Genomic DNA, 26,027 nt, shown 5'->3' on the forward strand with positions numbered 1-26,027 from the left:
AGCCCGCTTGGTCAATCCGGTTGAGGCGCAATGGCCAAAAAGGCTTTTGCGTTCTTGCGCCCGCTTTGATAGTCTTTGCCCAACAACAAATCGTGACGCGCGATGCGGGCTTTTCGTCTGCCGCGCACGACAGGACAGACCGTGAAAGACCTTCGGGACGGCGACAAGCCAAACGCGGGGGTATCACTGGCAGGTGAAAGCCCGTCCGGACGCGCCCAGAAGGCAGCGACGGAAGGCGTGGAACAGGGGCGCGGGGAAACCGCGACTTCAGGCTCCAAACCCGGCGTTTCGCCGTCGGGCGGTGCCTCAGCCGGTGAATCCGCCGAGACATCCAAACACGCTGCGCCAGGCCGCCGCCGCAGGCGCCGCCGTCGCAAAACTGCGGCCAAAGCTGCCGTGGTGGCGACGCCCGCACAGGCTGACGGCGGCTCTGTCACCGAAGTCCCGGCACCAAAGACAGCTGCATCAGCTCCAGAGTCCGGAAAGCCATCAACGGGCAAGAGCCGCCGCAGGCGCAGAAAACCCGGACGCGCAATCCAGGGGCGGCCACTGGCCAGGCAGACGGCTCCGGGCCAGCCCGAGGATGCAAGCCCGGTCGGCAAGCCGGTTCAGGTTCAGGCCGGAGAACGGTCGCTCGGCAATGGCGCAGCGCACGCGGCCGCGCAACCGCGCCGTCAATATGATGATCTCTACGCTGCGCTGGACCTGGGCACCAACAATTGCCGCCTGCTTGTCGCTCAGCCGACCCGCCCGGGTCAGTTTCGCGTGGTCGATGCGTTCTCCCGCATCGTCCGGCTGGGCGAGGGGCTGGACGCCACCGGTGAATTGTCCGCCGGTGCCATGGACCGTGCGGTCGAGGCCCTCAAGATCTGCGCCAGCAAACTCAAGAGCCGCCCGGTGCGGCGTCAGCGGCTGATTGCCACCGAAGCCTGCCGCTCGGCACGCAACGGCACGGAGTTTCTTGAACGCGTCGAGCGCGAGACCGGCCTGCAGCTCGAGATCGTCACCCGGGAAACCGAGGCCCGGCTGGCTGTCGCGGGCTGCTCCTCGCTGGTTGAACGGGATACCGACGGGCTGGTGCTGTTTGACATTGGCGGCGGCTCCTCCGAGATCGCCATGATCGATCTGACCGAAAACCGCTCCAACCGGCTCGCCAACCACATCAAGGCGTGGACCTCGCTGCCGGTGGGTGTCGTCACCCTGTCCGAACGCCATGGCGGCTGCATGGTCACCCGTGAGGTCTTCGAAGCCATGGTCGCTGAAGTCGACGACCTGCTATCCGCCTTCGTTGCGCCGCCATTGCCGGCCTTTTCGGGACTTGGCGATGATCGCATGCATCTGCTCGGCACTTCGGGAACCGTGACCACGCTGGCCGGCCTGCATCTGGAATTGCCGCGCTATGACCGGCGCAAGGTTGATGGTCTTTGGCTGTCCAACTCCGAGGTCGACCGGATGCTCGACATGTTGCTGTCCTGGGACTTTGATGCGCGTGCCGCCAATCCCTGCATCGGGGCGGACCGGGCCGATCTGGTGCTGGCCGGTTGCGCGATCCTGCAGTCGATCCGCAAGCGCTGGCCGTCCCAGCGCATGCGTGTCGCCGACCGGGGCCTGCGCGAAGGTTTGCTGAACGAAATGATGGCTGCCGACGGTGCCTGGCGCGGCCGTGGCCGCAATTTCCGCAACCGCAAGCAGCGTCCGCACCCCGGAGCGAAATCATGACCAAACCGCCAACAGGGCCGACCGGCCGCAAGCTTGGACAGAAGGTCAAGAAGGGCAAGCTCAAGGCCTCGTCGCGGCGTTGGGTCGAGCGGCATCTCAATGATCCCTATGTGCAGCAGGCCAGGCAGGAGGGCTACCGCTCGCGCGCGGTCTACAAGCTTCTGGAGATCGACACCAAGCACAAGATCCTCGACAAGGCGCGCCGCATTATCGATCTCGGCGCTGCACCGGGCGGCTGGTCGCAGATCTCCGCCAAGGTTACCGATTCCACCGATGCAGATCCGAAAGTGGTGGCCATCGACTTTCTCGAAATGGATGGCCTTCCCGGGGTCAGGTTCCTGCAGATGGACTTTCTCGATGATGCAGCTCCCAGAGCGCTGATGGACGCGCTTGGCGGCGCGCCTGATGTGGTGCTGTCCGATATGGCGGCACCGACCACCGGCCATCGCCGGACGGATCACCTGCGCACCATGCACCTGTGCGAAGTGGCTGCGCATTTTGCCGTAGAGGTTCTTGCGCCCGGCGGGCATTTTCTGGCCAAGACCTTCCAGGGCGGGTCGGAGAACGACCTGCTGGTCATGCTCAAGAAGAACTTCAAGTCGGTCATCCACATCAAGCCGCCGTCCTCACGGGCGGAATCGGTTGAAATGTTCGTGCTGGCAAAGGGCTTCAAGGGGCGGCACGGAGCGGCAGCCGCGCGGGCGGACGCAGACCAGGAGTCGGGTCCGGACGCGGACTGAGACACGCCGGATCGCGGTTCTTTTGAGTGGCGGATTTGAAGCTGTGTTGTCGCCATTGTCCACGCTGAATTGACACTGCGTCATCAAATAACGACCGCCCAGAGCTTGTTCTTCGTGCTTTGCGCGCCATCTCCGTGCTACCATTCCGGATCTGGAGGATCAAATAATGTCGTTTACATCACGTCTTTCCCGCCGCTCGCTGTTCAAGGCAACCGCCCTGGGAGCGGGTGCCCTTGCCGCACCGCAAATCATGGTTCGCGCTGCCCAGGCACAGGTTGCTATGGCTGCTGCCCAGCCTGCTGCCTTCAAACGGTTTTCGCTGGGTGATTTCGAGGTCACCGTGCTCTCCGATGGCCATCGCATCGTTGAGAATCCACACGGCATTTTCGGCATGAATACATCCCAGTCCGATGTCGAGGCGCTGCTGACCGAGACCTATCTGCCCGTCGACAAGATGCAGTTCAGCTTTGCACCGACGCTGGTTAACACCGGAACCGACCTGATCCTGTTCGACACCGGCAATGGTGAAGGCGGTCGGGAAGGTGGCGTTGGCCAGACCTTCGCGAACCTGCAGGCCTCCGGTTACACGCCTGACCAGGTCACCATTGTGGTGATCACCCATATGCATGGCGACCACGTCAACGGCCTGATGGAAGCCGGCGCTCCGGCCTATCCCAATGCACGTTATGTCACCGGTCAGACCGAGTATGATTTCTGGTCGTCCGAGGACCGCGTCGGCACACCGGCGGAAAACACGCACAAGAATGTGGTCAGCAAGGTCGTCCCGATGGCCGAGAAGATGACTTTTCTTGGCGATGGCGGTTCGGTTGTGCCCGGCATCACCGCGATGGCGGCCTTCGGTCATACCCCCGGTCACATGATCTATGGTCTTGAATCGGGCGGACGCAAGCTGATGCTGACCGCCGACACCGCCAACCATTTTGTGCTCTCGCTGCAGCGGCCCGACTGGGAAGTCCGTTTCGACATGGACAAGGCCGGTGCCGCCGGCACCCGCAAAGCAGTGTTCGACATGATCGCCGCGGACCGGCTCGCCTTTGTCGGGTACCACATGCCTTTCCCGTCTGTCGGCTACATCGAGAAGATCGGCGAAGGCTACCGCTTCATCCCGGAAACCTATCAGCTCGATCTGTAAGAGCCGCAGACCAAAACCCAAAACCTCAAAACCCGGGCAGCAATGTCCGGGTTTTTTGCTTCCGGCCCGGTTGCCATGTGCACTGCAGCGGATTTCGGTGACCAAATCCAATCAGGGTCTTTCAAGTGACATGGAAGCGTGGTACCTGCCGCTGCCAACGCATGATACCGAAAAGCCCCGGGCTGCCTGTTTTCGCAGCCCCGAACATACGGAAACGACAGGCGATGGCGACCATCATTCAATCCATTACCGGTGCGGAAGCACTAACCTTTGACGACGTGCTGCTGCAGCCCGGCCATTCCGAAGTCATGCCCGGGCAGGTCAACATCGCGACCCGCATTGCCCGTGATTTCGAACTCAATCTGCCGATCATCTCATCGGCCATGGATACGGTAACCGAGGCGCGGCTGGCCATCGCCATGGCGCAGGCCGGCGGCATCGGCGTCATTCACCGCAATCTCACGCCGGAAGAGCAGGCCGAGCAGGTTCATCAGGTCAAGAAGTTCGAAAGCGGCATGGTCGTCAATCCGGTCACCATCAGTCCGGATGCGGCCCTGTCGGAAGCGTTGGCGCTGATGAAAGCCCATGGCATCTCGGGCATCCCCGTGGTCGAGCACCGCGGTGGCGACAGCTCGGGTCCCGGTCACCTGGTCGGTATCCTGACCAACCGGGATGTCCGCTTTGCATCCGACCCGAAACAGAAAATCCGTGAGTTGATGACCCATGAGAATCTGGTCACCGTCACGGAGAGCGTCGAGCAGACCGAAGCCAAGCGCTTGTTGCACAGCCACCGCATCGAGAAGCTCGTGGTGGTAGATGGCGACGGACGCTGTGTCGGCCTGATCACGGTCAAGGACATCGAAAAGTCGCAGCTCAATCCGCACGCGTCCAAGGACAGCCAGGGCCGCTTGCGCGCCGCCGCGGCCACTTCCGTCGGCGAGGACGGTTTCGAGCGCGCCGAACGCCTCATTGCTGCTGGCGTCGACCTCTTGGTGATTGACACCGCGCACGGCCATTCCCAGCGCGTGCTCGATGCCGTGACCCGTGCCAAGAAGCTCTCCAACTCGGTGCGCATCATGGCCGGCAATGTGGCAACGGCCGAAGGAACAAGGGCGCTGATTGATGCAGGTGCAGATGCGGTCAAGGTCGGCATCGGGCCGGGTTCGATCTGCACCACCCGCATTGTGGCCGGCGTTGGGGTGCCGCAGCTCAGCGCCATCATGAGCGCGGTCGAAGAGGCGCAAAAGCATGACATCCCGGTGATCGCCGATGGCGGCATCAAGTATTCGGGCGACCTGGCCAAGGCGATTGCCGCCGGCGCCTCGGCCTCGATGATCGGTTCGCTGCTCGCAGGCACGGATGAAAGCCCGGGCGAGGTCTATCTGCACCAGGGCCGCTCGTTCAAGGCCTATCGCGGCATGGGATCTGTCGGCGCCATGGCGCGCGGATCTGCGGACCGTTACTTTCAGGCCGAGGTTCGTGACACCTTGAAGCTGGTGCCCGAAGGCATCGAGGGGCAGGTGCCTTACAAGGGGCCGGTTTCGGGTGTTCTGCATCAGCTCGCCGGCGGTTTGAAGGCTGCCATGGGCTATGTCGGCGCTGCCGATCTCAAGGCCTTCCATGATCGCGCGACTTTTGTTCGCATTTCGGGTGCAAGCCTGCGCGAAAGCCACACTCATGATGTCACGATCACCCGCGAAAGTCCGAATTACCCCGGCTCCATCTAATGAAACGTCTATGGCCCGGCTGGCTTCTGTGTGGGCTGACGGCCATTCTGTTTGTCCATATGGCAGTGGTTGAAGCCCCGGGCATCAGCCGTGAGATCAACAATATGGATCTGCCGGACGTGGTGGTGCTCGGCTATGACCTTGGGGGCGCGCAAGCGCTGCATGCTGCCTTCAAGGCGCAACAGGCTGAGGCCATTGCGGATGGCGAAAAAAGTGCATCAACCGCCTATCTGTCGATGCATCAAGGTTCGGATTTGCTGTTCCCGCCGATGCTGGCAGCAAGTCTTGTGTTTCTCGGCTTTGCGGGGTTGAAAACATCCAGCGGCGAAACAACTCCGCCACGCCTGACGCGCATCGGGCTTCGCCTGGTTTTCGCCTTGGCGTTGGGCTATCTGGGCTTTGATTATGTGGAAAACGCCGTTGCCGACACGATGTTTGGTCCGGCCGCGCTCGAGTTCGCTCTGAACGCAGAACTGGTGCCGGTTCTGCGCTGGTTGACCATCGGCAAGTATCTCACCATCGCAATCGCTTCCATCTTGATCGCAGCGATTTGGATCGGTCGCGGGAAGCGCTGGCGAGATCAGCTCAGGTCACCCTGAGCGACACCATGCTCGACCACATTTTCCTGAGCCGGCACAGGCGCATCATTGTTGTGATTTGCCATGAGGTGCTCGGCCAAGTACCAAGCGGCTTTGATATCCAATAAAACTGGTAAAGCCCGATGACCACATCCACCGCAATTTTCTGGCCGATCATGGCCCAGGTTCTTCTCACCTACGCCATCTATGTGCTGGTGTCTGTGCGCCGTGTGGGTGCGGTCAAGGCCGGTACCGCCAAGGCGTCGGATTTCAAGGTGCCGTTTGTCGAGCCGGAACCGAGCGCCTCGGTTGCCCGCAATCTTGCCAACCAGTTCGAACTGCCGGTGCTGTTCTATGTGGCCTGCATCTCGCTCTTTCTGACCGGCGGCGCAGGTACGGCAGCGGTGGTTGTGGCCTGGGCATTCGTTCTGTCCCGTGCCGCCCATGCCTATGTCCATGTCACCTCAAACCGGGTCGGCATCCGGCGACGCCTGTTCATTGTCAGCCTGCTGATCAATCTGGCGCAATGGGTGCTGCTGGCGGTCCACATCGCCTGAAGCATCAGGCCGTCAGTCTCATGCCCGGCCTTCCGGCTTTCAGGATATCGTTGCCGATCTCGGCGGCAACATCCGCAAACGCCTCGTAGTCTGCCTGGCGTTCGCTGGCGCTGCGAAAGAACACGGCAATCTCGCGCGATGGCGCCGGCGGCGCAAAGGGCACGAAGCGGATGTCGCCGAGCCGCGGACTTTCAGCGGAGAGTGCGATTTCCGGCAACAGCGTGCGGCCCATCCCGTGCGCCACCATCTGCAGCAACGTCGTCAGCGATGTCGCGCCGAAATTGACCAGTGCCACATCGCTGTGCTCCTGGCAGACCGACAGCGCCTGATCACGCAGGCAGTGGCCTTCCTCCAACAGCAGCAGCCGGTCGAAGGCAGCCTTGTGGCGGTTGAGCGGTGAATCGAGAATGTCCCGGTCATTGTTCGACACGGCCATGACGAATCGGTCCTCAAATAACACCCGGTGGCTTAGGCCGGTTTCCTTGATCGGAAGTGCGGCGATCACCGCATCGAGATCACCATTGCGCAGCTGTGAGACCAGCGTTTCCGTGATCGCTTCACGTACCCCGAAATCAAGCTGCGGAAAACGCTTTGTCAATTCGGGCGCCAGCGCTGGAAGCAGATAGGGCGCAATCGTCGGGATCATTCCGATCCGCATTCGCCCGGTCAGCAGTCCGGTGGTCTGCTGTACCTGTTCCTCGATCGAACGGACCTCGGCGAGAACCCTGCGGAACGCCGGCAGCAGCCGCTGGCCGCTCTCGCTCAGCACGATTGCGCCGCGGGTGCGCTCCACAAGACGGCAGCCAAGACGGTTCTCGAGTTCGGCTATCTGCGCCGAAAGGGCCGGCTGGGAGACATTGGCGCGTTCCGCCGCTCGGCCGAAATGGAGCGTGTGGGCGAGGGCTTCGAAATAGGTCAATTGCTTCAGCGTTATCATAGGAAAAAATTATCATTAAAACTTGAAAATACAATTGGAAATTATCGCCAGAGTCGGCCAGATTGGAATCGTTCAAAACAACACCTGCCGGGAGGATGGTGCGTTGGTCGCCCCAGATCGAGCACTTCATGATTGACCACCATCAAACCTGACAGCGTGAACATGCGCTAATATTTATGATCCGCGGGGAGCGGCGCGCGAAGCGGTCTTGTGACAGAGATCCCTTCGAAGTGTGCCCCCAACCTACAAAACCCTGCAATTCGACTGGAGACGGGACATGGGAACACACATGAAAGACCTCAATGACAGCGCTGGGAAGTGCCCCGTCATGCACGGCGGTATGACGGCGACTGGCACGACTGTGACTGACTGGTGGCCCAAGGCCCTGAACCTTGACATACTGCATCAGCACGACACCAAGACCGATCCGCTGGGCAAGGCCTTCAACTACCGTGAAGAGCTCAAGAAGCTGGATTTCGACGCCCTGAAGAAAGACCTCCATGCCCTGATGACCGAGAGCCAGGACTGGTGGCCGGCAGACTATGGTCACTACGGTGGCTTGATGATCCGTCTGGCTTGGCACTCTGCCGGTTCCTACCGTCTGGCTGATGGCCGTGGCGGCGGCGGCGGCGGCAATATCCGTTTCGCTCCGCTCAACTCCTGGCCGGACAACGGCAACCTGGACAAGGCGCGCCGCCTTTTGTGGCCGATCAAGAAGAAGTACGGAAACAAGCTGTCCTGGGCAGACCTTATCCTGCTCGCAGGCAACATTGCCTATGAATCCATGGGCCTGAAGACCTTTGGCTTCGGCTTCGGCCGCGAGGATATCTGGCATCCCGAAACCGACACCTATTGGGGTGCCGAAAAGGAATGGCTTGCGCCATCCGATACACGCTATCAGGACGTGGCCAAGCCCGACACGATGGAAAATCCACTGGCTGCGGTTCAGATGGGTCTGATCTACGTCAACCCGGAAGGCGTCAACGGTCAGCCTGACCCGCTGAAGACTGCCGCCCAGGTCCGCGAAACCTTCGCCCGCATGGCCATGAACGATGAGGAAACCGCTGCCCTCGCTGCTGGTGGTCACACCGTCGGCAAGGCACACGGCAATGGCGATGCGAATGCGCTGGGTGCTGAGCCGGAAGCCGCCGACATCGAGAACCAGGGCCTGGGCTGGATCAATCCAAGCCTGGCGGGCAAGGCAACCAATGCCGTCACCTCCGGCATCGAAGGCGCCTGGACAACCCATCCGACCAAGTTCGACATGGGCTATTTCGAGCTGCTGTTCGGCTATGAGTGGGAACTGACCAAGAGCCCTGCCGGTGCAAACCAGTGGCAGCCGATCGGCATCAAGGAAGAGCATAAGCCGGTCGACGCGACCGATCCGTCGGTTCGCCGCATGCCGATGATGACCGATGCCGACATGGCCATGAAGATGGATCCGACCTACCGCGCCATCTGCGAGAAGTTCATGGCTGATCCGGAGTACTTCAAGGACACCTTTGCCCGCGCCTGGTTCAAGCTGACCCATCGCGACATGGGTCCGAAGATCCGCTACCTCGGCCCTGATGTGCCTCAGGAGGATCTGATCTGGCAGGACATGATCCCGGCAGGACCCACCGGCTATGATGTCGATGCGGTCAAGGCGAAGATCGCCACGTCCGGCTTGTCTGTCTCCGAAATGGTGGCGACGGCCTGGGACAGCGCCCGTACCTTCCGCCAGTCGGACCTGCGCGGAGGCGCGAACGGGGCCCGCATCCGTCTCGCTCCGCAGAAGGACTGGGAAGGCAATGAACCGGCACGTCTCGCCAAGGTTCTTGCTGTACTTGAGCCGATCGCCGCTGACGCCGGTGCAAGCCTGGCCGACGTGATCGTGCTTGCCGGCAATGTCGGTGTCGAAAAGGCCGCCAAGGCAGCCGGCTTTGACGTCTCGGTTCCTTTTTCTCCGGGCCGTGGTGATGCAACGGATGAAATGACCGACGCGGCGTCCTTCGACGTGCTCGAGCCGCTCGCGGACGGTTACCGCAACTGGCTCAAGAAGGACTACGTTGTCAGCGCGGAAGAGATGATGCTCGACCGCACCCAGCTGATGGGTCTGACCGCGCCGGAAATGACTGTACTGGTCGGCGGCATGCGCGTCATTGGCACCAATTATGGCGGTACCAAGCATGGGGTCTTCACCGACCGTGAAGGTGCGCTCACGACGGACTTCTTCGTCAACCTCACCGACATGGCCAACAAGTGGGCTCCTGCAGGCAATGGCTCTTACGAGATCCGTGACCGCAAGACCAACGCCGTCAAGTGGACCGCATCGCGCGTCGACCTGGTGTTCGGTTCGAGCTCCATCCTGCGTGCCTATGCGGAAGTCTACGCCCAGGACGATGCGAGTGAGAGGTTTGTCAATGACTTCATCGCGGCCTGGACCAAGGTGATGAACGCTGATCGCTTCGATCTCGCCTGATCAGGAAGCAGTTTCACGAGACTTGTGAAGCATGGAACCGGGGCCGCAAGGCCCCGGTTTTCGTGTGGAGGAGGAAAAACGCCACTCGCCCATTCCATGATGGCTCGAGGTCAATACCGGTATTACCAGGCCGGCAAGACTGCCCCATCGGCCCGGCTGCGGTTGTCGCGGCGCGAAGACGCTCCCTGTCCAAGGTTCTTTGCGTTGTCCTCGGCGCCTGCCGGTGTGATGTTGTCGAGGCTTGCAGCAATGTGGCCGCAGATCGCATTGACCAGTGCCGTGGGTGCACCAGGGCGTTTCATCAGGCCGATCTGGGCTGGCTCCAGCGAGGGAAAACCATCAGCCGGCGACAGGATCCGCATCCCGGGCCTGACCGCGCATTCAGGCAGCAGCGACACCGCAAGCCCCGACAGCACTGCCGAGGCGACGACGGTTGCCGACCAGCTGGTGAAAAGCACCTGATAGTCCCGGCCGGCTGAATCGAGTGCGGTGCAGGCGAGATTGCGCCAGTTGCAGGACCGGCGTCCCACCGCCAGCGGCACCACCGTGTCCTCATGGACCGTGTGGTTGAAGGAGGTTACCCAGTAGAGCGGTTCGGTCCGCACCACTTCGGAGGTGCGTTCCCGCGGATTGTGCGTGACCAGCGCCACATCCAGTTCGCCACGATTGAGGCGTGCCGAAAGTTCAACGGAGGGTTCGCACTCGATGTAGAGTTCCACATTCGGATTGGTTTTTGCAAAACGGGCGATGATGCCGGGCATGTAACGGTCGGCGTAATCATCCGGCGTCCCGATTCTGATTGATCCTTCAAGCTGCTGATCGTCAAAGGCGGCAATGGTCTCGTTGTTCAGCCGGATGATCCGCCGCGCATAGCCAAGCATCCGCTCGCCGTCTTCGCTCAGCCGGTTCAGTCTGCCGTCGCGGACAAACAGCGTCTTGCCGACCCGCTCCTCCAGGCGCCGCATCTGCATCGAGACCGCACTCTGGGTCTTGAAGACCTTGTCAGCCGCGCGGGTGAAGCTGCCGGTGTCAACAATGGCGACAAAGGTCTGCAGTTGATCGATATCGAGAGGTGCAGGCATCGGAAGGTCCTATCAAGAATACTGATGATAAAGATTAGAAACATTCGCTGGTCTGATCAATCGTTTTTTGAGACACAGAATGTGCAAGCCGAATTCAGGCCTGCAGGGTCCTGCGCCGGCCTTTGAGAAACGGTGCAATGTTCGACCAAGGAAAACTGTCATGAACGCACGCAGCTTTGTTGCCGCCCGCACATCTGCCTTAAGCAGCGCTTCGGCTTTGTTCACCGTTCTCTACACCGCGACCGCCAAGGCGCGAACCTTGGTCCGTACCCTGCGAAATCGTGTGGTAGCCCATAAGCTTGAGGAGTTTTCGGATCACCAGCTCAATGACATTGGGTTGACCCGGGAGGATCTGGGCTTTGCGCTGTCAAAGCCCCTGACAGTTGATCCGACCATTGAATTCGCCCGCCGCGCCCGGAACAACATCCGTCGGCAGGCCGACCACTCCCAGTGAGGTCCCCTGCGGGATACTGCCCTGTGTCCCGCGTTTCCCCGGCCGCTCTGCTAGCTTCCCATGCTGCAGCGGCCGGGTTTTTCATACCCTGAAGCGATACGCTTCAGCCCCGGTTCATGCCTTTGAGGTACTGGTCGAAAATCGATTCCATGTTCTGCTGGTAGCCCCTCTGAACTTCTTTTCCGGAATCGAACATCTGGCCGAAAAGATCGTCATAGGGATTGCGCTGCCGGCCAGAAGCCATTTGGTCTGGCTTTGGCTGTACGTCCGGCGCTGGTGCCTGATTGCCACCCATCGCACCGCCCAGCATGTCCTGAAAGATCTTGCCGAGAGGATTGTCGCCAAAGGGGTTCGCGCCCTGATCGGCGCGCGGCTGTGATCTTTGTGGCTGCCCACCGCCGAACATGCCCTCAAGTATCTGGCCCAGCGGATTGTCCATCGGCGAGGCCTGCGGGGTTCGCGGTGCCCGGCTGCCACCCATTCCCTGGCGCATCATTTCCGAAATCAGATCGCCGATCGGATTGGCCGCCGCCGAAGACTGCGCCTGCATTTGCCCGGTGGACTGCTTGAACAGCCCGCCCATCACGGCGCTGGCGATCACCGGAAGCATCTGTTTGAGAATGTCCTGACCGATCCCGGTCGCTGCTTCGGCTTGCTTCGTCACCGCCCGGCTGACCTCCTTGGAGCCGAAAAGATGCCCCAGGATGCCGTTGCCGTCTGCCACGCCCTGTGGCGCGAACGCGGACTGCATGTCGTCGAAATATTGCGCATGATTGCCGCTGGCGAGTGCGGACAGGAAGTCCGACATGTCCGCCGGCGTCGATGCATTGCGTTTCAGTCCGGTGGAAAATGCCGGCATCAGCGCAGCCATGGCCTGTTCGACCTGGCTTTCGCTCAGCCCGAACTGCTGCGCCATTGTGCGCATCGCATCACCATTCTGGGCGTTCATCATCATGTCGAAAAGCGGCATCATTGGTCTTGTCTCCTCCATTGCCCTCCCAGGCCTCAGAAGAGACTATACCGACGCGCCCAATGTGCCTACAGCGCAGCCGGGATTTTTGGCCTGTGGCCTGCCCAGCAGGAAACGCCGATCACAACACCTGACGCGGACTGAACACACCGCCGGGCAGTAAGGCTTAGTAGGCGTAGTCTCTGAACACCGGCTCGATCGATCCGTCCCAGCGGCCGTGATAGAGCGCCAGCATTTCCTCGGCCAGGGTGGTGCCGCGGGCGATAGATTCCTCAAGCGGGGCGAGAAAATGGCTCTCGTCATTGCCTTCGGAATTGAGACAGGCCCGGTTGACCAGCCCGCGCCGCGAGATACCCAGAACCGTGCGGCCCACGTCGCGCAGGTTCTGGCCCTTTATGGTGGCGTTCAAACCCTCCCGCGGCGTCGCATCACGCAGCGCGTTGACCTCATCGAAGCTCCAGTCACGGGTCAGCTCAAGGGCTTCGCCAAGCGCCGCTTCATCATAGAGCAGACCCACCCAGAGCGCAGGCAGTGCGCAGATGCGGCGCCATGGCCCACCATCGGCCCCGCGCATTTCGATAAAGCGCTTGAGCCGCGCATCGGGAAACAATGTGCCCAGATGGTTGGTCCAGTCTCCGATTGTTGGCAGTGGTTGTGCCAGTTCGCCCTTGAGCGCGCCATTCATGAACTGGCGGAACGTCACATGCGTCGCTTCATGGTACTTGCCATCGCGCAGCACGAAATACATCGGCACATCCAGCGCCCATTCGACATAGTCCATGAAACCGAAATCATCGGAATAGACGAAGGGCAGTTGTCCCGAGCGCTGGTTGTCGGTGTCGCGCCAGATATCGCCGCGCCAGGAAACTAGCCCGTTGGGCTTGCTTTCGGTGAACGGCGAGGCCGCGAACAAAGCTGTCGCAAGCGGTTGCAGCTTCATCCCGAGCAGCATCTTTTGCCGCATGTCGGCTTCCGAGGAGAAATCGAGGTTCACCTGGATCGTGCAGGTCCGGTACATCATGTCATGGCCCTTGGTGCCGACCTTGGGCATGTAGCGGGTCATGATGTCGTAGCGCGATTTCGGCATTCTCGGGGTCTCGTCGAAACTCCATTTCGGACTGCCACCCATGCCCAGAAACCCGATGCCCATGGGGGCTGCGATTTCCTGAAGCTGGGCCAAATGCGCGTTCGATTCGCGGCATGTGTCGTGAATGGTTTCAAGCGGCCCGCCCGAGAGCTCGAACTGTCCGCCCGGCTCCAGGCTGATGGCGCCGTCGCCACTGGGGCCGACCAGCCCGATAATCTTGCCGGCATCAATGATCGGCTCCCAGCCGAGCACGTTCGCCATGCCGTCAAGCAGGGCGCGGATCGAACGTTCGCCCTCATAGGGAACCGGATCGAGTGATTCCGTGTAGAACACGAATTTCTCGTGCTCGGTTCCGATCCGCCAGTCCTGCTTCGGTTTGCATCCTGCAGCCATCCAGTCGGCCAGCTCATTCACCGAGGTGATCGGTGTGTCGTCAGTCGTATCGCGCGCCATAAGAGGCCCTTCATTCTCATGTCATTTGCGCAGCCGAAGCCCGCACCTGACGCTGATTGAACCGGAACAGCCCCGGCTTGCAAGCAAAAAACCCTGTCCACTGCATCAAACAGAATTGATCCGGTCTGTGATGTTTGGCGGCCCCGGTTTGCTACCAGTCGCCAATCGTCATCTGAACTGCGGTCAGAGCAGCCACGGCGGCGGTGTCGGCACGCAGGATTCGTGGCCCCAGCGGAATCGCCGTCAGGAAGGGCAGGGCGAGCAGTCTCTCTCGTTCCCGGTCCGAAAACCCGCCTTCGGGTCCGACCAGCAAGGCCAGGTCCCGTTCTTCCACCGCTGAGAGGATGTCCGTCGGATTGTTGCCCGCCTGGCTCTCATTGCAGAAGATAATCCGCCGTGCCGGGTCCCATCCATCAAGCAACGCGTCAAGTTTCTGCGCCTCCTGCAATTGAGGGATCGCCAGATTGCCGCATTGCTCGGCCGCTTCCAGAATGTTGGCCTCAAGCCGCGCGGCATTGACCTTGTGCAACTGGGTATGGTCGGTGAATGCCGGCGTGATCTGGCGCACACCCATCTCGGTGGCCTTCTGCACCAGGTACTCAAGCCGGCCCACCTTCAGCGGTGCAAACAGGAAATCGAGCCGCGGAAGAGGCGGCTGCGGGCGGGTCTGCTCGACAATCTCGAGCTCTGCGGCCTTTTTACTCAAGGGCTTGAGCGCGGAGAGAAACTCGCCGTCGCGTCCGTTGAACACCAGGACCTGCTGATCTTCAGCCATCCGCAGAACGGTGAGGAGATAGTGAGCCTGCTCCTTGCGCATTGCCGCCCGCTGCCGTGGGACGAGAGGGGCGTCGAGATAGAGCCGTTGCAGTTTGAAATTTGCGCGCATTGTCGCTTTCTTGCGCATGCCGGGCTCAAGATCAAGAGATCAGATATGGCCCGCAATGGTCCCGGTGGCGGATGGATGAAACACCGGGCGGTAGCCGTGGCTGAGTGCCTGGAGTGATGCGTTGGGCGTTGTCAGGAGCAGAACGTGTTTCTTCATCCGCGCTGGGGCATCAACGGGCTCATACCCGGAAAAGCTCCAGCGCAGCAGTTTGCCCGAGCAGACGACGAAGTAATGTTCGTCATCACTTACAAAGGCGCCATCGGGAAGCGATCCGATCCTGTTCATGCTGATCTGCCGTGAGGGATGGTCGGCGGGAATCATACGGTCAGCCTCGAGCAGATCATCGATCTGCGGCGCGGATAGCCTGCTCATGCATCTGGCACGCGCCAGCGCTGCACCGAAGGCCAGCGCGTCTTGCCGGCGGCATTCAAAGCAGGGCCTGTGTCCGGCGCTCAGCGCCACGGCCTCGTCAAGAAAGAACAGCTCGGTGTATTTTCCCGGCTGCATCAGCTTGCGCCTGCGGTTCTTGAATTCGGTCAGGCAGATGATCCAGGTTCTGGTCCTCCGGGTCCGCACGATCGTTTGATTGGCATCGTGCAGCGCGCCGCCACGATTGCCCATGAACAGCCCGCGCGCGGCATTCCTCTCAATTTGGCCCGATGGATCGACGCGGTTTTGAAGCGGCATCTCAGCTCGCGCGCCGGGTCAGCGCTGCCGCCACGCCTGCCATCATCAGCAGTGATCCGCCCGTGCGCATCGCCACCCGCATCACCCCCGGGCGGCGAATGGTCTGACGCGCACCCGCGGCCGCATAGGCAAACATCGCGGCATTGATCACGCCGAGCAATGTGAAGCTGAGCACATAGGTTGCGGCCTGCGGCAGATAGGGCAGGGCCGGATCAATAAACTGCGGCACAAAGGCCACGAAAAACAGGATGCCCTTCGGGTTGAGTGCGGTGACCAGAAAGGAATCGCGAAAAATTGCGCCGGGTTTCACAGTGCCGGACGCGACGATGTCCGTGCCGTCGATGTCCGGGATGGTCACCGGCGCGCGCCACATCTTATAGCCGATCCAGATCAGATAGGCGGCGCCGACGAATTTGAGCACCTGAAACAGCGAGGCCGATGCGGCCAGCAGGGCACCGGCGCCGGCAATCGACAGCGATGTGGCCAGCAGATCACCCAACCCGACACCCATGACACTCGCCAGCGCGGTTCTGCGGCCATGGGCCAATGCCTGGGTGATCACCATGATGATAGTCGGTCCCGGAATGATCAGCAGAATGATGCTCGCAACGACAAAGGCGGCGAAATGTTCAGGTGATACGAGCATCAGTGATCTCCGGCAATTGTGTGAGGTCAACCAAGCCGCAGACCGCTGGCAAGGTCAAGACATCAAGCTGGAAGCATTCACGGCTGCTGGTGGTGAACCCGACTCAATCCACAACGACAATATGCAGCGCCCGTGGGCCGTGGGCGCCCAGAATGATCGTTTGTTCGATGTCGCCGGAGCGCGAGGGGCCGGTGATCAGATTGAGGGCTCGGGGCATCTCGCCCTTGCCCTTTGCCTTGCGCAGCATCGTCCAGATGCTTTCAACATCGCCCTTGATGTCGCTCGCCTTGACCACCACGATGTGATGTTCGGGCAAAAAATTGATCGTTGTCGGGTTGTCCGGGCCCGACATCATCGCCAGCGTGCCGGTTTCCGCAGCACCTGCCAGTGCATGGCTGACCCCTGAAAGGTCGCCCCCATCGGAAGCGCCATCATGGACCTCGAGGGTCTTTTCAGACGCCCATTTCGCCTTTTTGAGCCGCTTGTCGGCGCCGATGCGGATTTCGGACGGCAGGTTGCGGGCCCTCAGATAGGCCGAAACTTCGGCTGGCACATCGGTGTAGTCGCCAACCCGGGCGACGCTTGCACCAAACTGCTCGGCCATGGCGCAGAACAGATCGACCTGCCCCGCTTTGGGCAATTGTCCGCGCTTGGGGATGATGCCCTTGGGCGCTTCGGCCAGTCGGCCGGCCACAGTCGCGCGCCGCTCGGCATCATCGCCGGAGGCCTGAACAGCCTGGCGGACCTTGGCGAGAATGCTCTCACGCGCACTCATTGCCCGGCCCCTTGATTGAGCGGCTCCTGTTTGAGCGCTTCACGCTGTGCCCAGGCCTGCAGGAAAGTGCGGCCTTCAGGAGCCGGTAGGTCACGATAGCGGGTCCAGCCTCCGGCCAGCGGCAGCGACTTGAACCGCCGCGATGTCCCGCCGAACATCGACAGAAGCGGCATTCCGAAGGAGGCCGCCAACCGGTAGAGTTTTGGCCGCTTGGCGAAGAAGGCCCAGAATTTCAGCCCGTAACGCGCCGTCGACGGCGTCAGATTGCGCTCGAACTCGCGTTCGCGCCAGTGCCGCATCATCTTGGGCAAAGGAATGCGCATCGGGCAGACGCTTTCGCAGCGCCCGCAAAAGGTCGAGGCGTTGGGCAATTGCCCGGTTTCGTCAATGCCGTTGAGTGAAGGCGTCAGCACCGCGCCCATCGGGCCGGGATAGACCGAGCCATAGGCGTGACCGCCGACTGCGTGATAGACCGGGCAATGGTTCATGCAGGCGCCGCAGCGGATGCAGCGCAGCATGTCCTGATATTCTGTGCCGAGCATCGACGAGCGGCCATTGTCGAGCAGAACGACGTGATACTCACCCGGCCCGTCGGGATCCTCTTCGCGTTTCGGGCCGGTGGAGAATGTGGTGTAGACGCTCATGTCCTGACCGGTGGCGGAACGTGCGAGCACCCGCAGGATCTGTGCGGTGTCCTCAAGCGTCGGCACGATCTTCTCGATCGAGGCAACCACGACATGAACCTTGCCGAGCGTCTGGGTCAGGTCGCCATTGCCCTCATTGGTGACGATCACCGACGTGCCGGTTTCGGCAATCAGGAAATTGGCGCCGGTGATGCCCACATCGGCTGCGAAATAGCGCTTCCTGAGCACCTCGCGGGCTTCGCTGAGCAGCGACACCGGCTCGCTCAGATCGCGATCCGCTTTGAGATGGGTGTGCACCCGCCGGAAGTCATCCTCGACCTGCTCCTTGTTCAGATGCACGGCCGGAGCAATGATGTGGCTGGGGTGTTCGCCGCGAAGCTGGATGATGTATTCGCCCAGATCGGTTTCAACCGGCTCGATGCCATTGGCAGACAGGTGATCGTTGAGCGCGATCTCCTCGGTGATCATCGACTTGCCCTTGGTCACCGTCTTTGCGTTGGCATTCTGGCAGATCTCGAGCACGATACGACGTGCATCTTCGGCAGTTTCGGCCCAGTGCACATGCCCGCCCGATGCTGTCACCTTCGCCTCATACTCCTCGAGATAGAGATCGAGATGGGCCAGCACATGGTTCTTGATGTCGCGGGCATTGTCACGGAGCGCTTCGAATTCCGGCAGCGCATCGGCTGCCTTCTTCCGCTTGCCTATAAAGCCCTTTTCGACATTGCCGAGTGCCTTTTGCAGTTGCGCGTCGGCAAGCGCCTTGGTGGCGCTGGCTTTGAAATGTTTGGCGGCGAGTTCCATGCTGTGTCTCCCGTCGCCTATTTGCCTGAACCGGCAATTGGTGGTTGATCGGTCACGCCGGCGAGCACCTCGGCCACATGCCGGACTTCGACGTTCGACCCCTGGCGCTTGAGCTTGCCGGCCATGTTCATCAGGCAGCCGAGATCGCCGGCGAGCAGCATATCGGCGCCTGACGTATCGATATTGCCCACTTTCTTGGTCACGATGGCGTTGGAGATATCGGAATACTTGACGCAGAATGTCCCGCCAAAACCGCAGCAGACGTCGGAATCCGCCATCTCCCTGATTTCGACACCCTCAACGCCGGACAAAAGCTTGCGTGGCTGTGCCTGAACTCCGAGCTCGCGCAGGCCCGAGCAGGAATCATGATAGGTGATGGCGGCATCAAGCCTGGCGCCTGTGTCGCGCACCATCATCACATCTGTGAGAAAAGAAATCAGCTCGTGGCACTTCTGCGAGAACCGCGTGGCGCGCTCCTCCCATTTGGTATCGCCCTTGAACAGGCCGGGATAGTGCTTCTTCAGCATCGAGGCGCACGACCCCGATGGCGCGACGACAAAATCGAATTCCTCGAAGGCTTCGATCACCTGTTCGGCGATCTCGCGGGTGTCGGCACGGTCGCCCGTGTTGTAGGCGGGCTGGCCGCAACAGGTCTGCGCCACCGGAACATGCACTTCGCATCCAGCCTGCTGCAGCAGCTTGACGCTGGCAAAGCCGACCGATGGCCGGAACAGATCCACCAGGCATGTGGCAAACAGGCCGACGCGCGGTTGAGCGGCAGCGTTCGATAGTGCTGACATTAAGACGCAGCCTCCGTTTGTTTGTGTTTTGCGGATTTGGATGAGCCAGTCTGGTCCGGAGTGCGTTGCTGGAGCCGCAGCCGCGACACGCGCTCCCAGTCGCCGGACCGTTCGGCGTCGGTCATCGCCTTGGCAACAAAATCGATATGCGCCTGCGCCGCCCTGCGCCCTGCCTCCGGATTGCCTTTCATAACGGCATCATAGATTGCCAGATGCTGCTCAAGCAGTTTCTCCCGGGCGCCAGGAAGATTGTAGACCATGGCGCGATTGTAGAACACCCCTTCGGCCAGAAGCCGGTAGCAGGAGCGAAGCGTGTGCAGCAGGATGATGTTGTGTGCGCATTCGCCGATCGCGCTGTGGAACTCCACGTCGATCGCAGCCTCTTCCTCGAAATCGTCTTTCTGGTGGGCGGCCTTCATCGCCGTCACGATCCGGGTCAGCAGCGCCTTGTCTGCTTCGGTAGCGCGGCGTGCGGCGAATTCCGCCGTAATGCCTTCCATCTCGCGCCGGTATTCGAGGTAATCGAGCGTTGCTTTCTGGTGCCGCGCGATCAGCTCCATCACCGGGCGTGTGAACACCTGGCCGATAACGTCTGAAACAAATGTGCCGCCGCCATGCTGGGTGTTGAGCAGGCCACGTCCTTCCAGCACCTTCAGCGCTTCGCGAAGGATGGGTCGCGAAACATCGAACTGCTTGGCCAACTCGCGTTCTCCCGGCAGCTTGTCGCCAACCCGCAGAATGCCCTCGAGAACCAGAACTTCGATCTGGTGAACCACTTCATCAGCCGTCCGGCTGTGCGCTATCCGTGCGAAAATGTCGGTTGGCATAGGCCTTTCCCGTCCTTTTAATTGACGCGACCGTATCAAGCGGCGGGAAAGGTGGTCAATAATTTTATCCAGTTTGTGTCAAGTTTCCGCGCCAGGCGCAAAAACTGGTAACGAGGTGAATGCAAATTTTCTGGCGGCTTGCTTGGCCGTTTTTACTCTGCCGCGTCAACACGGCGATTGCTGCTGCCCTCACTCCCGGTCGCGCCAGACTTTGGGGCGTGATTTTCGGTTGACGGAGCAGCTACGGCTGCGCCGGCACGCGGATCTCTGTCCCGCTGATCCCAATAGGGCACGGGACCATACAAATCCGCCAGGTAATCAATAAACACTCTCACTTTGGCGGGCAGGAACCGGCGGCTGGCATAGACGGCATGAATGGCGACATTGCGCGATCCTTCATAGGCGGGAAGCACCTGGACCAGTCGGCCGTCGGAGAGTTCGGCGCCGATATCCCAAGTCGATCTGAGCGCGATTCCCACACCGCCGATCACCGCCTCGCGAACCACTTCGCTTGAGTTGGTCTGCAACGGTCCGGTCGGCCGGTGGATCATGGATCCGCTGGGCCCTTCAAGCTTCCACGGGTCGTTGTTGTGTGGCGAAAGACAGACATGGCGCTCGAGATCCTCGAAGCTGTCCGGATTGCCGTTGCGCCGGATGTAATCAGCTGCGGCCACCAGAATTCGCCGCACTGGTGCCAATTTCCGCGCCACCAGACTTGAATCGCTCAATTCAGCGATACGGATAGCCAGATCATAGCCATCACCGACGATATCCACGAATTCGTCATGCAGCGTCAGATTGACGCCGAGATCGGGATTCGCCTGCATGAAAGCATTGATGTGCGGCGCGATGTGCATGCGGCCGAACGAGGTGGGAGCGGACACCTTGAGCACTCCACGCGCAAGTGCGGAGCGCCTTGAGACGAAGGCCTCGGCTTCTTCGATGCCGGCAAGAATGGCAACTACACGCTCGTAAAAACCCTGTCCTGCTTCGGTCAGTGAGATTTGTCGTGTGGTGCGTTGCATCAATCTGGTGCCAAGCCGGTCCTCCAGACGCCTGAGCCTTTTGGAGACCACGGCCGGCGAAAGGCCCAGTTCACGCCCGGCCGCCGACATCGAGCCGGCAGACACCACACGTGCGAAGATCTCGAGATCTCCCAGATTGTTCATTCTCGCTCATCTCCCGTTTGCAAGTCGATCTATGCTCATCCCTAAAGGTCTACGCAGGTTTGACCGGTTTGGATCATCAGCGAGGTCTGTTCAGCGGACCCTGTTCGGTTTGTCAGGGCCAAAGGCTGCGTTCATGGTTGTGTCCAATCCGATTTCGCATTGCCGCCGTGTGGATAAAGTGGTAAATAAAAAATACCAGTCGTTCATGTCGGGCCAGGATCAGCCTGCAGTTGAGCGCAAGGGAGGATAGCATGACAGACCTGATTGCCTTTCTGGAACCCAGCCGCTCAGTGATTGACCGCCGGCCGACGATCATTGCGGATCTGGCCGAATTGCTGCCCGAAGGCTGCCTGATCACCGAAGAGCGCGAGCTTGTTCCCTTTGATACGGATGCTTTCGTATCCTACAGGCGCATGCCGCTTGCAGTGGTGCTTCCCGAAACCACCGCGCAGGTGGCTGCGGTGATGAAATACTGCAACGACAATGCCATCCCGGTGATTCCGCGCGGAGCCGGCACATCGCTGTCGGGCGGTGCGATCCCGCAGGAAGACGCCGTGGTGATCGGCGTTTCGAAAATGAACCAGATTGTCGAGGTCGATTATCCCAACCGGACTGCAGTGGTACAGGCCGGAGTGACCAACATCTCGATCAGCCAGTCGGTGGATGCTGACGGATTTTTCTATGCGCCTGATCCCAGCTCGCAATTGGCCTGCACCATCGGCGGCAACATCGGCATGAATTCCGGCGGCGCCCACTGCCTCAAATACGGTGTGACCACCAACAATCTCTTGGGCGTCAAGATGGTCATGTTCGACGGCTCGATTGTTGAAATCGGCGGCAAGGCGCTCGATTCTGCGGGTTACGATCTGCTCGGCCTGATCTGTGGCTCTGAAGGGCAGCTGGGCATCGTCACCGAAGCCACGGTGCGCCTGCTTGCAAAGCCCGAGGGCGCGCGCCCGGTGCTGTTCGGATTCGAAAGCTCTGTTGCCGCTGGCGCCTGTGTCACCGAGATCATCGGCTCTGGCATTATTCCGGTGGCGATCGAATTCATGGACAAGCCCGCCATCGAGATCTGCGAAGCCTTCGCCCAGGCGGGATACCCGATGGACGTCGAGGCGCTGCTGATTGTCGAGGTTGAAGGCTCCGACGCCGAGATGGATGCGATGCTCGCGCGGATCATCGAGATTGCCCGCAAGCACGCTGTCAAGACGATCAAGGAAAGCCAGTCCGCCACCGAAGCCGCGTTGATCTGGAAAGGCCGCAAGTCGGCCTTTGGCGCCACCGGCCGCATTGCCGACTACATCTGCATGGATGGCACCGTGCCGCTCGGACAATTGTCCCATGTTCTGGAAAAGACCTCCGAGATCATCGATCACTACGGCCTGCGCGTCGCCAATGTGTTTCATGCCGGCGACGGCAACATGCATCCGCTCATCCTGTTCGATGCCAATGATCCGGAGGAGAGCATGAAGGCGGAAATGGCCGGCAACGACATTCTCAAGCTCTGCGTCGATGCCGGCGGCTGCCTGACTGGAGAGCATGGCGTTGGCATCGAAAAGCGTGACCTGATGCGTCACCAGTACACCGACGCCGATCTGGCGCAGCAGATGCGGGTCCGCGCCGCCTTTGATCCTCAGTGGATCCTCAACCCTTCCAAAGTGTTTCCGCTCGAGCGCCGCAATGGCAGCCAGCCCGGCGATCCCGTTCCAGACGCGGCTGCAGCCCCGGGAAAGACAGCAGCATGAGCGAGCCAGGAATCCAGTATCCCGAAACAGACGATGAGGTCGCCCGCATCGTATCCGAGGCGTGCGCTAACCGCAGGCCGATCGAGATCCGCGGTGGTGGCACGAAGCGCGGCTATGGCAGGCCATTGCAGGTCGCTTCGGCGCTGTCAGTGGAAAAGCTCTCCGGCATCACCAATTACGATCCGTCCGAACTGGTGATGGCCGCGCGCGCCGGGACCCCGCTTGAGGAGATTGAAGCAGCCCTTGCGCTCAACAAGCAGATGCTGACCTTCGAGCCGATGGACCACCGTCCGCTTCTGGGCGCCAGCGGTGTCCCCACCATCGGCGGCGTTTTCGCGGGCAACATCTCGGGCCCTCGGCGAATTTCCGCTGGGGCCGCGCGCGACAGCCTATTGGGTGTTCGCTTCGTCAATGGCTCAGGCGAAATCATCAAGAGCGGCGGCCGGGTGATGAAGAACGTCACCGGTCTCGATCTGGTCAAGCTGATGGCCGGCTCCTGGGGCACGCTGGGAGTGCTCTGCGAGGTCATCTTCAAGGTTTTGCCGCGACCCGAGACCATGGCCACCATTGTGGTCAAAGGACTCAATGATGCACAAGCCGCAGAAGCCATGGCGGCTGCGATGGGAATGTCTGTCGAGGTTTCAGGTGCCGCGCATCTGCCCGAAAGCGTTGTCCACAAGATCGCTGATGGTGCTCTGAAGGGCGGTCCTGCAACGGTTCTGCGGCTCGAGGGCCTTGAGCCGTCTGTCGCGGTGCGCAGGGAGCGGTTGGTCGAAGAAATGCACCGCCGCGGCGAAGTCTCGGTGCTGGATGCTGACGCGACAACCTCGGTGTGGCGCGACATTCGCGATGTCAAACCCTTTGCCGGTGCCAGTGCTGGCGTTAGCGTCAAACCGGTATGGCGCGTCTCGGTCGCTCCCTCCGCCGGTCATCAACTTGTTGCCGCGTTGCGGCTCAAGACCGGCGTCGATGCCTTTTTTGACTGGCAGGGAGGTCTCGTCTGGCTTCAGATGGAAGCCGACCCGGAGGCCGATCTGGTTCGCAAATACATCAAGGCGTTGGGCGGTGGTCATGCCACGCTGGTGCGCGCCGATGCCGCGACGCGCGCTGCCGTTCCGGTGTTCGAGCCGCAACCTGCGGCACTCGAAGCTCTCACCAAGCGGATTAAGGAGCAGTTTGATCCCCGTGCCATTCTCAATCCCGGACGGATGTCTTCGGCGGTGTGATAGATTTGAAGTCTCGAGATCAACTTCAGGAGTTCAACATGACCAATCAGGATCAGGCACCTGAACCACGCCAGACCGACCGCTGGCTGGAGCCGGGCAAGACCAATCTTCAGGTTATCTACATTCTCTATCTTGCGAGCTTCGTGATCGGCATCACCGGTCTTGTCGGCATCGTGCTGGCCTATCTCAATCGCGGCAAGTCGGCCCCCTGGCTCGAGAGCCATTACACCTGGGCGATCCGCACGTTCTGGATCGGCCTGCTTGGCTCATTCATCAGCTTCGTGCTGTTCTTTCTGGTCATCGGTATGTTCACGATCATTCTGGTCGCAATCTGGTTCATTGTCCGCATCGTGGTCGGGCTGCAGAAGCTCGGACGCAACGAGCCGATCGCCGATCCGCAAAGCTGGCTGCTCTAGACCTTTCGGCGACCTCTGAACGCCAGCGCCGGACATGTCGGGGCTTTTCAGACAAGCTCCATTGTTACAAGACCCGAGGACCGCACCATATGCAGACCAATTTCACCGCCGAGCAGCTCAAGGATTCCGGTGTTGCCGAATCCGAGAAGATCCTGCGCAAATGCGTGCATTGCGGTTTCTGCACTGCCACCTGCCCGACCTATGTCACGCTCGGCAACGAACTCGACAGTCCACGTGGCCGGATCTATCTGATCAAGGACATGCTGGAGAACGACCGGCCTGCGGACAAGCAGGTGGTCACCCATATCGACCGCTGTCTCTCATGCCTTGCCTGCATGACCACATGCCCCTCGGGCGTCAACTACATGCATCTGGTCGATCATGCCCGCGCCCATATCGAAAAGACCTATAAGCGGCCCCTGATGAACCGCATCACCCGTGGCCTGCTCGCCATGGTGCTGCCCTATCCCGGCCGTTTTAGGGCTTCGCTCTATGCGGCGCGGCTGGGCCGGCCCTTTGCCCCTCTGTTCAAAGCCTTGCCGGGCATGAAGCCGATGGCGGCGATGCTCGAACTCGCGCCATCCTTTGTTCCCGCACAATCGGATGTCGCCAAGCCGGGCGCCCACCCTGCGAGTGGCGAAAAGCGCGGCCGGGTCGCGATCCTGACGGGGTGCGCCCAGCCCGTTCTCAAGCCCGGCATCAACGAAGCCACGGTCAGGCTCTTGAACCGCATTGGTGTCGAGGTGGTTGTTCCGGAAGGGGAGGGCTGTTGCGGAGCGCTGGTCCATCACATGGGTCGCGAGCATGACGCTATGGAAGCCGCACGTCGGAATGTCGATGCCTGGACCCGCCAGATCGATGCAGGCGGCCTGGATGCCATCATCATCACCGCCTCGGGCTGCGGCACCACCATCAAGGATTATGGCTACATGCTGCGTGAGGACCCCGACTACGCCGGGAAGGCAGCCCATGTATCGGCGATTGCCAAGGACATCACCGAGTATCTCGCCGGCATCGAGATGCCTGAACCGGTCAATGGCGCCGATCTCGTTGTCGCCTATCATTCCGCCTGTTCGATGCAGCATGGCCAGAAGATCACCGTGCAACCCAAAGCGCTGCTCAAGGCTGCTGGCTTCACCGTCAAGGATCCGCCCGAGGGGCACCTGTGCTGCGGCTCGGCCGGAACCTACAACATCATGCAGCCCGAGATCGCCAGGACGCTGCGCGACCGCAAGGTCAAGAACATCGAGCGCACCAAGCCCGATCTCATCGCCACAGGCAATATCGGTTGCATGACCCAGATCGCCGGCGGAACAGATATCCCGATCATCCACACCGTGGAACTGCTCGACTGGGTCTATGGCGGCGAGAAACCCGCCGGAATGCCCGATGCGCCGGCAAAGGTCCAAAAGCTCGAAGCTGCCGAATAGAAGCTCCAGATTCAGGCCTACCAGTCAGGTCTCCAGACACAGAAAAAGCGGCGT

At 60.8% G+C, this 26,027-nt stretch carries 24 protein-coding genes; 12 read left to right on the forward strand and 12 right to left on the reverse strand.

Annotated elements, in window-relative coordinates; all coding sequences use genetic code 11:
- Positions 1 to 102 precede the first annotated feature (102 nt).
- The 6 genes from HPDFL43_RS05095 (at position 103) to HPDFL43_RS05120 (ending at position 6,474) form a co-directional block, all read left to right on the forward strand.
- Positions 103 to 1,719 carry a Ppx/GppA phosphatase family protein gene (locus HPDFL43_RS05095; RefSeq protein ID WP_007196199.1) on the forward strand — a complete coding sequence of 539 codons (1,617 nt, stop codon included), beginning with the start codon at positions 103 to 105 and terminating at the stop codon, positions 1,717 to 1,719.
- Positions 1,716 to 2,459: an RlmE family RNA methyltransferase gene (locus tag HPDFL43_RS05100; RefSeq protein WP_007196200.1), complete on the forward strand. Its 744-nt coding sequence runs from the start codon at positions 1,716 to 1,718 to the stop codon at positions 2,457 to 2,459. The genes HPDFL43_RS05095 and HPDFL43_RS05100 overlap by 4 nt, the downstream gene beginning before the upstream one ends.
- A 166-nt stretch (positions 2,460 to 2,625) precedes the next feature.
- Entirely contained in the window at positions 2,626 to 3,612 is a 987-nt protein-coding gene (locus HPDFL43_RS05105; protein ID WP_007196201.1) for an MBL fold metallo-hydrolase, read from the forward strand.
- Positions 3,613 to 3,836: 224 nt separating this feature from the next.
- Positions 3,837 to 5,339 carry an IMP dehydrogenase gene (gene guaB, locus HPDFL43_RS05110; RefSeq protein WP_007196202.1) on the forward strand — a complete coding sequence of 501 codons (1,503 nt, stop codon included), beginning with the start codon at positions 3,837 to 3,839 and terminating at the stop codon, positions 5,337 to 5,339.
- Positions 5,339 to 5,938 (forward strand): hypothetical protein, encoded by a 600-nt coding sequence (locus tag HPDFL43_RS05115; protein WP_007196203.1) that lies wholly within the window; start codon positions 5,339 to 5,341, stop codon positions 5,936 to 5,938. Before guaB ends, HPDFL43_RS05115 begins: the two co-directional genes overlap by 1 nt.
- 122 nt (positions 5,939 to 6,060) lie before the next feature.
- Entirely contained in the window at positions 6,061 to 6,474 is a 414-nt protein-coding gene (locus tag HPDFL43_RS05120) for an MAPEG family protein (protein WP_007196204.1), read from the forward strand.
- Positions 6,475 to 6,478: 4 nt separating this feature from the next.
- On the opposite strand, the gene HPDFL43_RS05125 is transcribed toward HPDFL43_RS05120, so the two are convergent.
- The gene (locus HPDFL43_RS05125; RefSeq protein ID WP_007196205.1) at positions 6,479 to 7,411 is read right to left on the reverse strand and encodes a hydrogen peroxide-inducible genes activator; all 933 of its coding nucleotides are present in this window, start codon (positions 7,409 to 7,411) and stop codon (positions 6,479 to 6,481) included.
- A gap of 289 nt (positions 7,412 to 7,700) precedes the next feature.
- Here HPDFL43_RS05125 and katG point away from each other — a divergent pair, with 289 nt between their 5' ends.
- Positions 7,701 to 9,872 carry a catalase/peroxidase HPI gene (katG, locus tag HPDFL43_RS05130; RefSeq protein WP_007196206.1) on the forward strand — a complete coding sequence of 724 codons (2,172 nt, stop codon included), beginning with the start codon at positions 7,701 to 7,703 and terminating at the stop codon, positions 9,870 to 9,872.
- 122 nt (positions 9,873 to 9,994) lie between these two features.
- Here the strand turns inward: katG and HPDFL43_RS05135 are convergent, their stop codons facing one another.
- The gene (locus HPDFL43_RS05135; RefSeq protein ID WP_007196207.1) at positions 9,995 to 10,954 is read right to left on the reverse strand and encodes a LysR substrate-binding domain-containing protein; all 960 of its coding nucleotides are present in this window, start codon (positions 10,952 to 10,954) and stop codon (positions 9,995 to 9,997) included.
- A 160-nt stretch (positions 10,955 to 11,114) separates the two neighbouring features.
- Here HPDFL43_RS05135 and HPDFL43_RS05140 point away from each other — a divergent pair, with 160 nt between their 5' ends.
- Positions 11,115 to 11,408, forward strand: coding sequence for a DUF1127 domain-containing protein (locus tag HPDFL43_RS05140; RefSeq protein WP_007196208.1), 294 nt, complete (start codon positions 11,115 to 11,117; stop codon positions 11,406 to 11,408).
- A gap of 103 nt (positions 11,409 to 11,511) precedes the next feature.
- Here the strand turns inward: HPDFL43_RS05140 and HPDFL43_RS05145 are convergent, their stop codons facing one another.
- The 10 genes from HPDFL43_RS05145 to HPDFL43_RS05190 all read right to left on the reverse strand — a co-directional run bounded on the left by HPDFL43_RS05145 (position 11,512) and on the right by HPDFL43_RS05190 (position 21,156).
- Positions 11,512 to 12,381, reverse strand: coding sequence for a DUF937 domain-containing protein (locus HPDFL43_RS05145; RefSeq protein WP_007196209.1), 870 nt, complete (start codon positions 12,379 to 12,381; stop codon positions 11,512 to 11,514).
- A 163-nt stretch (positions 12,382 to 12,544) separates the two neighbouring features.
- On the reverse strand, positions 12,545 to 13,918 hold the full coding sequence (locus HPDFL43_RS05150) for a glutamate--cysteine ligase (protein WP_007196210.1): 1,374 nt from the start codon (positions 13,916 to 13,918) through the stop codon (positions 12,545 to 12,547).
- A 151-nt stretch (positions 13,919 to 14,069) separates the two neighbouring features.
- The gene (locus HPDFL43_RS05155; protein ID WP_040449689.1) at positions 14,070 to 14,804 is read right to left on the reverse strand and encodes a 16S rRNA (uracil(1498)-N(3))-methyltransferase; all 735 of its coding nucleotides are present in this window, start codon (positions 14,802 to 14,804) and stop codon (positions 14,070 to 14,072) included.
- A gap of 39 nt (positions 14,805 to 14,843) precedes the next feature.
- A complete protein-coding gene (locus HPDFL43_RS05160) occupies positions 14,844 to 15,491 on the reverse strand; it encodes a hypothetical protein (protein WP_007196212.1) in 648 nt (215 codons plus the stop codon).
- A gap of 1 nt (position 15,492) precedes the next feature.
- Complete coding sequence (locus HPDFL43_RS05165; protein ID WP_007196213.1) at positions 15,493 to 16,137, reverse strand: LysE family translocator; 645 nt, start codon at positions 16,135 to 16,137, stop codon at positions 15,493 to 15,495.
- Positions 16,138 to 16,240: 103 nt separating this feature from the next.
- The gene (locus HPDFL43_RS05170; RefSeq protein ID WP_007196214.1) at positions 16,241 to 16,912 is read right to left on the reverse strand and encodes a LutC/YkgG family protein; all 672 of its coding nucleotides are present in this window, start codon (positions 16,910 to 16,912) and stop codon (positions 16,241 to 16,243) included.
- Positions 16,909 to 18,360 (reverse strand): LutB/LldF family L-lactate oxidation iron-sulfur protein, encoded by a 1,452-nt coding sequence (locus HPDFL43_RS05175; protein ID WP_007196215.1) that lies wholly within the window; start codon positions 18,358 to 18,360, stop codon positions 16,909 to 16,911. The genes HPDFL43_RS05170 and HPDFL43_RS05175 overlap by 4 nt, the downstream gene beginning before the upstream one ends.
- Positions 18,361 to 18,377: 17 nt before the next feature.
- Positions 18,378 to 19,160 (reverse strand): (Fe-S)-binding protein, encoded by a 783-nt coding sequence (locus HPDFL43_RS05180; protein WP_007196216.1) that lies wholly within the window; start codon positions 19,158 to 19,160, stop codon positions 18,378 to 18,380.
- The gene (locus HPDFL43_RS05185) at positions 19,160 to 19,987 is read right to left on the reverse strand and encodes an FCD domain-containing protein (protein WP_007196217.1); all 828 of its coding nucleotides are present in this window, start codon (positions 19,985 to 19,987) and stop codon (positions 19,160 to 19,162) included. The genes HPDFL43_RS05180 and HPDFL43_RS05185 overlap by 1 nt, the downstream gene beginning before the upstream one ends.
- 152 nt (positions 19,988 to 20,139) lie before the next feature.
- Positions 20,140 to 21,156 (reverse strand): LysR family transcriptional regulator, encoded by a 1,017-nt coding sequence (locus HPDFL43_RS05190; protein ID WP_007196218.1) that lies wholly within the window; start codon positions 21,154 to 21,156, stop codon positions 20,140 to 20,142.
- A 251-nt stretch (positions 21,157 to 21,407) separates the two neighbouring features.
- Between HPDFL43_RS05190 and HPDFL43_RS05195 the strand changes: the two genes are divergently transcribed.
- The 4 genes from HPDFL43_RS05195 (at position 21,408) to glcF (ending at position 25,973) form a co-directional block, all read left to right on the forward strand.
- Positions 21,408 to 22,901, forward strand: a complete 1,494-nt coding sequence (locus HPDFL43_RS05195) for an FAD-binding oxidoreductase (protein ID WP_007196219.1) — start codon at positions 21,408 to 21,410, stop codon at positions 22,899 to 22,901.
- Positions 22,898 to 24,127, forward strand: a complete 1,230-nt coding sequence (glcE, locus tag HPDFL43_RS05200) for a glycolate oxidase subunit GlcE (RefSeq protein ID WP_007196220.1) — start codon at positions 22,898 to 22,900, stop codon at positions 24,125 to 24,127. Before HPDFL43_RS05195 ends, glcE begins: the two co-directional genes overlap by 4 nt.
- A 38-nt stretch (positions 24,128 to 24,165) precedes the next feature.
- Positions 24,166 to 24,543 (forward strand): DUF4870 family protein, encoded by a 378-nt coding sequence (locus tag HPDFL43_RS05205; RefSeq protein WP_007196221.1) that lies wholly within the window; start codon positions 24,166 to 24,168, stop codon positions 24,541 to 24,543.
- Between the two features lie 89 nt (positions 24,544 to 24,632).
- On the forward strand, positions 24,633 to 25,973 hold the full coding sequence (glcF, locus tag HPDFL43_RS05210; RefSeq protein WP_007196222.1) for a glycolate oxidase subunit GlcF: 1,341 nt from the start codon (positions 24,633 to 24,635) through the stop codon (positions 25,971 to 25,973).
- The last annotated feature ends 54 nt before the right edge of the window (positions 25,974 to 26,027 follow it).

Origin of the sequence: Hoeflea phototrophica DFL-43, assembly GCF_000154705.2 — a bacterium.
Classification (GTDB): Bacteria; Pseudomonadota; Alphaproteobacteria; order Rhizobiales; family Rhizobiaceae; genus Hoeflea; species Hoeflea phototrophica.